Origin of the sequence: Chitinimonas prasina (assembly GCF_030160395.1) — a bacterium.
Classification (GTDB): Bacteria; Pseudomonadota; Gammaproteobacteria; order Burkholderiales; family Chitinimonadaceae; genus Chitinimonas; species Chitinimonas prasina.
The window spans coordinates 169338-181661 of sequence record NZ_BSOG01000007.1 but is presented as its reverse complement, the minus strand read 5'-3'; the positions used below and the strand labels follow the sequence as shown (position 1 = coordinate 181661).

General features: G+C 62.3%; 6 protein-coding genes. 3 read left to right on the top strand and 3 right to left on the bottom strand.

Annotated features, from left to right (window positions below; genetic code table 11):
- Positions 1–387: 387 nt before the first annotated feature.
- From aceA to QQK16_RS20200, 3 genes are all read left to right on the top strand, one after another.
- Complete coding sequence (gene aceA / locus QQK16_RS20210; protein ID WP_284198299.1) at positions 388–1686, top strand: isocitrate lyase; 1299 nt, start codon at positions 388–390, stop codon at positions 1684–1686.
- Positions 1687–2202: 516 nt separating this feature from the next.
- Positions 2203–4374, top strand: a complete 2172-nt coding sequence (locus QQK16_RS20205) for a malate synthase G (protein ID WP_284198349.1) — start codon at positions 2203–2205, stop codon at positions 4372–4374.
- Positions 4375–4632: 258 nt separating this feature from the next.
- Positions 4633–6657 (top strand): CAP domain-containing protein, encoded by a 2025-nt coding sequence (locus QQK16_RS20200; RefSeq protein WP_284198298.1) that lies wholly within the window; start codon positions 4633–4635, stop codon positions 6655–6657.
- Between the two features lie 231 nt (positions 6658–6888).
- Here the strand turns inward: QQK16_RS20200 and QQK16_RS20195 are convergent, their stop codons facing one another.
- The 3 genes from QQK16_RS20195 to QQK16_RS20185 all read right to left on the bottom strand — a co-directional run bounded on the left by QQK16_RS20195 (position 6889) and on the right by QQK16_RS20185 (position 12190).
- The gene (locus tag QQK16_RS20195) at positions 6889–9453 is read right to left on the bottom strand and encodes a bifunctional diguanylate cyclase/phosphodiesterase (RefSeq protein ID WP_284198297.1); all 2565 of its coding nucleotides are present in this window, start codon (positions 9451–9453) and stop codon (positions 6889–6891) included.
- A 305-nt stretch (positions 9454–9758) separates the two neighbouring features.
- Positions 9759–10889, bottom strand: a complete 1131-nt coding sequence (locus QQK16_RS20190; RefSeq protein ID WP_284198296.1) for an acyltransferase family protein — start codon at positions 10887–10889, stop codon at positions 9759–9761.
- 176 nt (positions 10890–11065) lie between these two features.
- Complete coding sequence (locus tag QQK16_RS20185) at positions 11066–12190, bottom strand: caspase family protein (RefSeq protein ID WP_284198295.1); 1125 nt, start codon at positions 12188–12190, stop codon at positions 11066–11068.
- Between the last annotated feature and the right edge of the window lie 134 nt (positions 12191–12324).

Sequence of the window (12324 nt, the reverse complement as noted above, 5' to 3'; positions counted from 1 at the left end):
TCAAGCCCTCTCATGCAAGCCGCTTGCACCCCGAACAAGGCTCGCCGCCCATCGCCCCCACCAGCCGGCTGCCCAGGGCGCTGCGCAGCATGCGCAAACCCACAACAGCTGTCTCCTCACCACCACGCTGCTGTTGTGATTTCATATAAATCAGACGCTCGTTTGAAAAATATGGTGCACTGCACATGAAACTCCTTATAATCGACTACACAAGTAACGGAATACCCTAGCTGGCCCACCCCATGCCAGACCCGGGTCCATATCGCCCCAAGCAGCATCCAGCCGGGGCGCCGGCAGACAAAACATCTGTCTGCCCCTCCCGAGCTACTCCCCAATGATTTGCGCGCCACCGGCTCGCCGGGGCCGCCGCCCAACGAGGTAAGAGATATGTCGACTCGCGAACAACGCATCGCCGCTATTCAACATGACTGGGACACCAACCCACGCTGGAAGGGTATCAAGCGCGGCTACACTGCTGCCGACGTCGAGCGCCTGCGCGGCTCCGTCCAGAACGAATACAGCCTGGCCCGCCGTGGTGCCGAAAAGCTGTGGGATCTGGTCAACAACGAACCCTATATCAATTGCCTGGGCGCCCTGACCGGCGGCCAAGCCATGCAGCAGGTCAAGGCTGGCGTCAAGGCCATCTACCTGTCCGGCTGGCAAGTGGCTGCCGACAACAACGAATACGCCGCGATGTACCCGGACCAGTCCCTCTACCCAGTAGACTCTGTGCCCAAGGTCGTCGAGCGCATCAACAACGCATTCAGCCGCGCCGACGAAATTCAGCACTCCAAGGGTATTGAGCGCGGCGACAAGGGCTTTATTGATTACTACGCCCCTATCGTGGCCGATGCCGAAGCCGGTTTCGGTGGCGTACTGAACGCCTACGAACTGATGAAGTCCATGATCCGCGCGGGCGCCGGTGGCGTGCACTTCGAGGACCAACTGGCCTCGGTGAAAAAGTGCGGCCACATGGGCGGCAAGGTGCTGGTTCCCACCCAAGAAGCCGTGCAAAAGCTGATCGCCGCCCGTATGGCGGCTGACGTCTACGGTGTGCCCACCCTGGTGATCGCCCGTACCGACGCAGAAGCCGCCGACCTGCTGACCAGCGACTACGACGAGAACGACAAGCCCTTCCTGACCGGCGAGCGCACTGCCGAAGGCTTTTACAAGACCAAGAAGGGCATGGAGCAGGCCATCAGCCGCGCCGTCGCCTACGCCGACTACGCCGATTTGGTGTGGTGTGAAACCGGTACGCCTGACCTGGAATTTGCCCGCAAGTTTGCCGAGGCCGTCCACGCCAAGCATCCGGGCAAGTTGCTGGCCTACAACTGCTCGCCCTCCTTCAACTGGAAGAAGAACCTGGACGATGCCACCATCGCCAAGTTCCAGCGTGAGCTGGGCGCCATGGGCTACAAGTACCAGTTCATCACTTTGGCCGGTATCCACTCCATGTGGTACAACATGTTCGATCTGGCCCAGGACTACGTGGCCCGCGGCATGTCGGCCTATGTGGAGCGCGTGCAGGAGCCCGAATTCGCCGCCCGCGACCGTGGCTACACCTTCGTCAGCCACCAGCAGGAAGTTGGCACCGGTTACTTTGATGACATCACCACCGTCATCCAGGGTGGCCGTTCTTCGGTGACTGCGCTGACTGGCTCGACCGAAGAAGAGCAGTTCCACTGACCTGATTGCAAGGCTGGTGTGGGCATGGCGCATGCCCGGCAAAGCCGGGTTGGATAGACCAGCGCAGCTGGGCTGATCAGTCCCCCCTCCCGCCGGAGGGGAGCCTTGCTCAACTCGCCAGTGGATTGCCCACGATCAACGCCGCCCCTGCTCACCGAGTTCGGGCGGCGTATCTCCATCGGCAATCGCCCATCAACAGTCGCCATCGACAATCAGGCAGCGCACCACGCAATGGTTTTCTTTATCGTCACCCGCAAGGGCCTGGATAACTTTCTTGCACACAGCGACGGCACACCGTGCGAGCTCTGGCTGGGCGGAGATATCCTCGACGATACCGTAGAGGCACGTATTCCGAAGTCCATGTCGCTCAACTGGTTCTATGATGCTATCGACCCAGCGGACGAGGCCAGGATGGCGGAATGCGTAGAAACCATACAACTGCATCATCCCGGTGAAGCCATCACGATCGAACCCTCGACAGGACCGCTTCCAAGCCACAGGGAAGGACTCTCCAGCATGACCGAACGTATCCAGCACGGCAGCCTCGCCATCGCCCGCGAGCTGCACGAACTCGTCAACAACGAGATCATCCCCGGCACCGGTATCGCACCGGATGCCTTCTGGTCGTCCTTCGAGCAGATCGTTGCCGACCTCACCCCCAAGAATCGCGCCCTGCTGGCCCGCCGCGATACCTTGCAGGCGCAGATTGACGCATGGCATCGCGCCAATCCCAAGGCTGACTTTGCCAGCTACAAGGGCTTTCTGACCGAAATCGGCTATCTGCAGCCGGAAGGCCCGGACTTCGCCATCAGCACCACTGGGGTCGATGAAGAGATCGCCACCCTGGCCGGCCCGCAACTGGTCGTGCCGGTGAAGAATGCCCGCTACGCCCTCAATGCCGCCAACGCACGCTGGGGGTCGCTGTACGACGCCTTGTATGGCACCGATGTGATCCCCGAGGCCGACGGCGCCGACAAGGGCAAGGGTTACAACCCTATTCGTGGCGCCAAGGTGATTGCTTTTGCCCGCCATTTTCTGGATGAGACCTTCCCGCTGGCGCTGGGCAGCCACAAGGATGCCACCCTATATGCGGTGGCCGATGGCAAGCTGGCTGTCAGTCTAAAGGGCGGCGAGGTGACCGGACTGCAGAATACTGGTCAGTTTGTCGGCTACTGCGGTGATGCCTCAGCCCCCACCACGGTCCTGCTCAAGCACCACGGCCTGCATGCCGAGATCCAGATCGATGCCAGCCACCCCATCGGTTCCACTGATGCCGCCAGGGTCAAGGATGTCTGCCTCGAAGCCGCCGTCACGACCATACAGGACTGCGAAGACTCGGTCGCGGCTGTCGATGCCGAGGACAAAGTCGAAGTCTACCGCAACTGGCTAGGCCTGATGTTGGGCACCCTGGAAGACACCTTCGACAAGGCTGGCAAGCCAGTGACCCGCCGCATGAACGGCGATCGCAGCTACACAGCAGCACACGGCGGTGAGTTGAAGCTCCACGGCCGCTCGCTGATGCTGCTGCGCAACGTGGGCCACCTGATGACCAATCCGGCCATCCTGCATCAGGGCGAGGAAGTGTTCGAGGGCATCATGGATGCCGCTATCACTGCCCTGATCGCCAAGCACGATATTGAGGGCCGTGGCAGCCTACGCAACTCACGCACCGGCTCCATGTATATCGTCAAACCCAAGATGCACGGCCCCGACGAGGTGGCCTTTGCCGTTGAGCTGTTCAGTCGGGTCGAAACCGCCCTGGGCCTCAAACCACTGGCGCTGAAGATCGGCGTGATGGATGAGGAGCGGCGCACCTCGGTCAACTTGAAAGAATGCATACGCGCTGCCCGCGAGCGCATCATTTTCATCAATACCGGCTTCATGGACCGTACGGGCGATGAAATCCACACCGCCATGGAAGCAGGCGTCATGGTGCGCAAGGAAGCCATGAAAGCCACCAAGTGGATAGGCGCCTACGAGAACAGCAATGTGGATGTCGGCCTGCTCTGCGGCCTGCAAGGCAAGGCACAGATCGGCAAGGGCATGTGGCCCAAGCCCGACCTGATGGCCGAGATGCTGGCTGCCAAGCTGGGACACCCCAATGCCGGCGCCAACTGTGCCTGGGTGCCGTCGCCCACAGGCGCCACCCTGCATGCCCTGCACTACCACAAGATCAATGTGGCGCAGCGCCAGGCCGAGCTCAAGCTGCGGCCGCGTGCCTCGGTGGACGATATCCTTACCCTGCCGCTGGCCCCCAGCACCGATTGGCATCCCGACGAAATCCGCAGCGAACTGGAGAACAATTGCCAGGGCATATTGGGCTATGTGGTGCGCTGGGTAGATCAGGGCGTGGGCTGTTCCAAGGTGCCTGACATCCATAACGTGGGCCTGATGGAAGACCGTGCCACCCTGCGCATTTCCAGCCAGCATGTCGCCAACTGGCTGCGCCATGGCGTCGTCAGTGAAGCACAGGTACGCGAGGCAATGGAACGTATGGCCGCCGTGGTTGACGGCCAGAATGCTGCAGACCCGCTCTACCACCCCATGGCGCCGGATTTTGCCGGCAGCATTGCCTATCAGGCGGCGTGCGAGCTGGTGTTTGAAGGCTGCAAGCAACCCAACGGCTACACCGAGCCGGCACTGCACCGCGCCAGGCTGGCGGTCAAGGCGAAGCTGGCAGGCCGCTAGCCGCCATGGCTGGGATGCGGGCCGCCCAGGCCCGCACACCTGCCCATGCAAGGCGAGACCGGTAACGACAAAGCGCCGATGGCAACATCGGCGCTTTGTTATTTGTAACCATTCCGCCCGCACCCACTGGTCTCGGCCTACAGCAAGGCTTGGCGCCGCCCAACTGCCACACCGCCACAGCCTGACGCGAAAACGGGCTGTATCACCAGCAGCCAAGGTGATACATTTCATGCAATTGTCATTGCAGGAACCACCTTGATGCTTGCCACCGTACTGTTACTCAGCACGGCGAACGCCGCTACGATCGCTGTCCAGCCCGCACCTGCCGATTACCCCGCACCGCGCTTTCCTGCCTCCATCGCCGAGATGGAACATACCGTGCGCATCCAGTCGGCGCAGGCGGGAACAGGCTATAGCGTCGACCCCACCAGCCGGGCGATGTCGCGACTGTTCTACCGTACGGTATTTTCCTCTTCCAACGGTGTGCCCAGTGGCTGGAATGGCAACTTGGCGGCCTGCAATGCCGGCGACACCACTGCCGATTTCAAAGGCGCCATACTGCGCCGTATCAACTGGTTCCGCGCCATGAGCGGCATACCGGCGGCAGTCTCCTTCGATCCCAGCTTCAACGCCAAGGCACAACAAGCTGCACTGATGATGGCAGCCAACAAGTCGCTGAGCCATTCCCCCCCCACCAACTGGCTGTGCTACACAAGCGGGGGGGCTGATGCAGCCGGCAATGGCAATATCGCCCTGGGCAACTTCGGCCCCGGCGCCATTGCCAACGGTTATATCAGCGATGGCGGCGGCAACAATGCAGCCGTGGGCCACCGCCGGTGGATACTGTATCCACAAACACAGTTCATGGGCACCGGCGATGTGGATGGCAGCATTGCCGGCACCAGCAGCAATACGCTGTGGGTGTTCGACGGCAATATGTGGGGCGCCCGCCCCGCCGTGCGCGATGACTTCGTAGCCTGGCCACCCAAGGGATATGTGCCCTACACCACGGTGTATCCTCGCTGGTCGTTCTCTTATCCCAAAGCCGATTTCTCGACAGCCACCGTAACCATGACCCAGAACGGCAGTGCCATGGGGCCGGTCAAGCTGGAACCCGTGGCCAATGGCTATGGCGACAACACCCTGGTTTGGTTCCCTGCTGGCACCCGCGATGGCGTCAACCTGCCCAAGCCGACGGCCGATACTACCTACAACGTGACCATAGGCAATGTGAAGGTGGGCGGTGCGACGCGCACCTTCAACTATGCCGTCACCGTCTATGACCCCGATGTGGCAGGCACGGGTGACATAACGCCCGTACCCACGGGCAGCGCCTCACCCTTCGTCGGGCAGGCCACGCCCTACCAGTTCGAGGCCGTACCGGGCGCCACCGCCTACCAGTGGCGGCCAATCTCGCTCACCCCCTTCAGCCTGAACGATGGAGCCGAGTCCGGCAGCGGCAACTTCAGCCTGTCCACTTCAGCCGGCTACAACGTGGTGCAGGGCGATCTGGTTGCCAGTGGTGCGGCATCGTTTCACCTGGCCCATCTCAAGGCCACCGACCAGACCATGACGCTGACGCAGCCGTTCTACATAGAGCGCGGCGCCAGCCTCAGCTTTGCCAGCCGCCTGGGCCTGGCGACCAGCGACCAGCACGCCAAGGTCGAGCTCTCGTTGGACGACGGCGCCAGCTGGACTGCCGTGTATCAACAGGCCGGCAACGGCAAGGCCGAGAGCAGCTTCACGGTGCGCGATATCTCGCTGGCCCAATATGCCGGCCGTACTGCACAACTGCGCTTCCGCTATGCCTTCTCGGTGGGCAGCTTCTATCCGCAGGCCAGCAAGGGCACCGGCTGGTACCTGGACAACATCGCCCTCAGCGGCGTCGCGGCTTCATCGCCCGGCAGCCCCGCCACAGTCGCCAGTAATGCCTTCAACTACACCCCGCCCACCATCGGCAAGGCACTGTTGCAGGTACGGCCCGGCATGTACAACACCTTCGGCGACTGGGGCCCTGGCCTGGAAGTAGCCGCAGTGGGCGGCACCAAGCCCACGCCGTCTGAGGCCGAGAGGCTGATGAACTGGGCCGAGCGTACCTACCCGCAATATTTCAGTCCGGCAGCGACCAGCCAGCAGATCGACATCTACACGGCTCGTGCCTATGCCAAGGGCTACTACCTGGGGCTGGCTAACGGCATCGTGTATGTCTATGGCCCTGACTTCGGTCCAGATATCCTGGCGGTGGGCCCAGCCAGCAGCTTCCTGGCGACCTGTGGTTGTTAGAGTCTGGTATTCATAGGCAGGCGGTAGCGTGTGCTTAAGCGCAGCGCAGGCACCCGGGTAACCCGGGTGCTGACCATTGCAGCAACTCAAACAGCAGCTCTCCCTTGATTGAACCCCACCCCTACACCCCGCCCGCCGGCGGGGCACCTCGCTGACGCTCGAGGTGGCCTGCTCAAGGTTTCTTCGCAGTATCGTTCGCAACCTTGCCGAATGAAGGGCAAGGCGCCCAGGTCATTGACCCTGTTGGTCCACCACCCAGGCGGTAAAGTCCTCAGCCGGCATGGGGCGGGCAAAGAAATAGCCCTGTATATAGTCGCAACCCATATCCTGCAACATGCGCCACTGGGCATCCTGCTCTACCCCCTCGGCCGTTACCTGCGCGCCCAGGCCGCTGGCCATGGTAATCATGCTGCGCACCAGCAAGCGGGTGCTGTGGTCATGCAAGCCATCGATGAACAGCTTGTCCAGCTTGATCTTCTGCACCTTGTAGCGCCGCAGGAAACTGAATGTGGCGTAGCCCGTGCCAAAGTCGTCTATGGCGATATCGATGTCCGCCGCCTGAAAAGCCTGCAGATTGGCCGTGATGGCGGTCGATGTCTCGAGTGCCAGCCCTTCGGTCACCTCGAACTCCACGGCGGAGCAAGTCACCTGATGCCTGGCCATGGCGGCAAATAGCCGGATGGCCAACTTCTCGTCTTCCAACTGCCTGGGCGAGAGATTAATCGCCAGCCGCAAGGGAACCGGCAGCTGGCTCTGCCACTGCTGCAGCTGCGCCATGGCGGTCTCCATCACCCAATCACCCAGTTCCAGTATCAGCCCACCTTCTTCTGCCAGCGGGACAAACTCGGCTGGTGACACCACGCCGAACTCGCTGTCGCGCCAGCGCAGCAACACCTCGGCGCCCACCGGCTGGCGACTGGCGGCATCGACAAAAGGCTGGTAAGCCAGGCTCAAGCCCCCCTGCACCAACGCACGGCGCAGCGCCTGCAGCAAAGCCAGCCGTCGCTCCGCCAGCGCTCGCAGCGTCTGGTCATACCAGACCAACCTATCTCGTCCGCCCTGCTGGGCCTGGTCTAGTGCCAGGCAGGCCTCCTGCAACCGTGCCGCACCCAGCTCCTTTGCTTCGCACAACACAGCGCCCACCCGGCATTGTGGCCTGAACTGCTGGGTGCCCACCATGATGGGCTCGGTCAATTGCACTAACAGGCTGCTAAGGCGTGCATGCCCGGACGCAGCTTGGCCTGCGTAAAGCAACAGGTCAAAACGCTTGCCGCCGCTGCGGGCCGCCAGTTCATCGGCTTGCAACACAGCGCTCAGGCGTGCTGCCGTGGTGCGCAGCACCGTATCGCCTGCCTCGCGACCATACAGCAGGTTGATATCTTCCAGTTCTTCCAGCCGCAGCACAGCCACCACCACCATGCCACTCCAGTCCTGCCGCCGCAGCAACAGTTCCTCGCTAAGGCGCAAGGCGCTCGAGAGTCCGGTTAGCGGATCGAAATACACCTGCTTATGCAGATGCCGCTCCACATCCCGCCGACTGGAGGTTTCCAGCGACAAGGCCACCAATGCGGCCGCGGCCACCAAAAAGTTACCCTCGTCTTGCAACCACTGTGTTCCGGCCTCGCGCTCCACCAGCACCTCGCCCACCAGGCGACCACCACGTATCACGGCCGCGCGGGCGCGCGCCTGCGGTGCATCCTCCAGCATCAGGTATTCCTGCGCGAGCAGCCTGGGGTTGTTTGTCCGCTGCGGCCCTGCCGGCCCCGGCCAAGCAGACTGGCTGGCGATATCGATATCGGCCAGCGCCGTATCCACCTGCGCATCATGGCGCAGCAGACTGACCCGCTGCGCACGGATGGCCTTACCCAGAGTAATGGCAAAGCGCTGCCAGTAATCTGCGTCAGTGGCATCCGAGCCATGGTGGTGGGCATAGGTCAGCGCAACCAGGGCGACATTGGCGGCGCGCATCTGCGCCTGACTGGCCATTGCCCGACTCAACGCTCGCTGACGGAGCCTTGCGTCACGCAATAGTCCCCACCCCAGCAACAGTATCAACATCACCAGCAACCCGGCTGGCACCAGCAGAGCATGGACAAACGCACTGCCGCTCTGCTTCGGCCACCAGACAACATAGCGCCCCTGCACACCGTCAACTTGCGTCAGCGCCACATAGGCCCCACCCGCCACCGGCTCGCGTCTCAAGGTCAATCCGTCCAGCCGTTGCTGCGACAGCACATCAGCCACTCGTGCCACGTCCAGCTTGCGGGCGAAGACTAATACCCGATCAGCGCGCAGCTTGGCGTATTTCGTAACGTCCTGGGGCTGCACCCGTAAGGCAGTTACCCAATAGGCATGGTCGCCCCAGCGCAGGTCACGGCTGACTTCCTTGCCGGCCGCCGCCGCCCTGGCTTCACTCAGCAAGGCACGCCAGGCTGGCAGGCGATCCAGTTCGAACTCGGCGCCATCTCTCAACTCACCGCGCAGCATCAGGCGCAATACACGGCGGTCACCCTCGGCCAAGAGCATCAGATCTATCTTGAGCTTGGTGTGTATGGTCTCGGTCGTTCCGTCGTCAAACCATGCCAGATCCGGCTGTGCCGGCATGCCCACCTTGGCATACATGTCATCCCACAAGGCATAGTCTGACAAGCTGGCCGGCAGCTGGCGCTTGGAGGCGTCCAGCAGCGCCATCACCAAGGCCTGCTCGGCCGCCACCGCAACCTCGTTCTGGCGCACAGCCGTTCGCCAAAGCAGCCATGCCAGGCCACCGATCAGCAACGCGATCAGCAACATCATGCTGAGCACATATCGATGCAGCGTCTGGCTGGGTAATCTCTGCTGGGGGTTCAAGTCGCCTCCGTGGCTACGCCTACAAACGGCACAGCTCAAGGCAACTATAGCCAAGCCTGCCGAGTTGGGTAGGAGCCTGACTTGCCCTTGCCAGCCGAAGCGCAGGGATACCAGCCCATCTGGCACCCGGGAAACCCGGGCGCTAGCCCCAGGAGCATCTCAAGCAGCGGCTCCACCTTGATATAGCCCCACCCCTACCCCCGCCCGCCGGCGGGGAACCTCGCTACGCTCGAGGGCGCCTGACTTGCCCATCACCCGCCCAGGCGTCGCCTGCCCCAACGTAGCAGCGGCCGTTCCAGCCAGTGATGGAAGAGCAAACCACAGCCAACACACAGCAGGCAGGCCAGCAGCAGCACCAGCAGCCAGGGGCCTTGCTGTTGTGGCAAACCCAGGCCCAGCAGCCAACGAAATGCCGGTAACCCAGCCAGCAGCAGCAGACCCATATGGGTGAGATAGATCGAATAGGAAGCATCACCCAGTTTTTCCAGCCAAACCAGTTTGCGGCTACGTGCTTCCCAATAAGGCGACAGACTGGCCTGCATCAGCACGGCCAGGGCCAACCCCAGAACAGAGATGCCCAGGCCATCCTCGGCAATAGGCTTACCCGATTGCAGGAAGGCGACAGCCAGCCAGAAGCACAATGTGGCGGCCAGTGGCGCCGAGTACTCCACCAGCCAGCGCCCCACCGGGCTGGTGGCACCATACCGTGCCCACAAGGCGCTCGCCATGCCAAAGAAGAACAGCAAGGAATAGTTGGAGAATAGATACGCCACCGACCAGGGTATGCTGACCAACTTGCCGGCAAGCAACATGATGCCCAGCAACCAAGACGCCATCAGGAACAGGCCCAGGCTGCGATTCAGTATCAGAACGCCAAATACCAGATAGAAGGCCAGTTCAAACCGTAATGTCCAACCTATGCCAACTAACATGGGTTCGGGCGTGGCCGGGTGCAGTATCACGATATCCATCAGCGGGCGCAGCCACTCCCAGCGAGTGCCCAGATACCAACTTGCGGCCAGCGTCAGCAGCAAGACCACCCAGTAAGGTGGGTAGATGCGCAGTAGCCGCTTGAGCAGGTAGACGCCGGCACGATAGGGCCGACCGATATCGTCGCCATGCATCCACATGATGATGAACCCGCTGAGTACAAAGAACAGCTCCACCCCCAGGCTGCCTATTGCCAATAGGCCTCCCAGCAAGGGCGCGCCGGCAAATGGTGCCAGCAGCAAGGCGCAGTGAAACACCAGCACCATCAGCGCCGCCAGGCCCCTCAGGCACTGCAGGGTATGCAGCTGTTGCGCCGCTTGCACCCCGCACTGTACCTGCTGGCCAGACAACAACGGCGTCACGGAAAGGTTGGAGGGCAAGGTAGTATGCATGCGTAGTCCAAGCGGAACGGCCCCCCGACAGCGACACCGGACACGCCGGGGTGAGCACGGGCAAACCCGGATCGTGGCGGGGCACCTTGCCCGACCTGGATCCATTGCATGCAGTATGGGGAGCTTGCCGCCAGGCCGCTGTGAGCCAGCTCACAGGCCTGCTGGATAGCGCAGAACTATAGCGGTGGCGGCGGCAGGTAACGGCTGGTGCGCTTGGCTTCTTCCGCCTGGCTGGCCTGCCGTTGCAGCTCGGCAATCTGCGACGCCAGTTGCTGCCGCATCGCCCGGGTCGCCGACGCCTCCGCCCTGACACGGGCTGCCGCCTGCTCGTTGGCCTCATACCGTGTCTGCAGCTGCTGGCTGCGCTTGAATACCGTTTCGTCGCTGCTATTGCTACTCGCCAGGAGGTCGAGTTCACCGCGCAGCCGGCGGCCCTCTGCTTCGCGCGCCAACACTGCTGCATCCAGCCGGTTTTCCAGCGCCTGCTTGTCGCTGTACTGGCGCTGCAGCTCGACCAGGTCCGATTTGGAGGCGCAGCCGGCAAAGCAGAATTCGCCGGTAAACGAAGTATAGACATAGGGTACTTGTTTACGTCCCAGGGCCAGCAGGGTTTCACCCTGCACACCCTGGCTTACCCGCTTCAGCATGTCCTCAATGCCCAGCCGGGGCGTGGCAATGTGCTGAAGAAAATGCCGGGTGAGCGTGCCGTTTCGCCCGCTGCCGTCAAAGGCGGCTTCATTGGCGCCCGTGGCATACAGCACCATGGTGCCCGCCGGTACGACATCCATGCGGGCCAGGCCCTGGCGGCCGAGCTGCCCCGCCCACGGGTTGTCCCGGCAAGCGTCCAGCACCACCAGGTTCAGGCTGTTGCGTGCCTCGCCCAGTGCCTGCATCAACACCCGCAGATTGACGGTTTCGATCTCCAGCGCCGCCAGCGAGCGCAGCGTGGCCTCGGTCGGTATCAGGTAGTTGTCGCCATGGATCTGGACTGCGTGACCGGCGTAGTAGAACACCCCGATATCGGCGGGCCCCAGGCTGGCAGCATAGTCGCGTATGCTGGCTTGCAGCACGGCTGCCGTCGGCAGATTCTCCAGGCAAACTGGGGTAAAGCCCTGCTGACGCAAGGCCTCGCAGATATCCACCGCATCATTGCGCGGATTGCGCAGGCTGCCCGCGTGGACGTAGTCGGCATTGCCTATGACCAGGGCCAGCCGCCGTGGCGGGTTGGCCTCGGCGGCAACCGGCAGGTTTGCCAAGGTCATGGCAACGGCAAACAGCAGGTAGGCTAGGCAACGGGACATGGTAGGCAAATAGACACCCCAGGCAACATCCCACAGGGATTAGGTGTTTTTCTTCTTGTGGATTTTAACACGACCCACTCCCTTCTCTCCCGCAGGTCCGCTTGGTGCAGGGTCGCCTGCCGCAGGATCGCCTG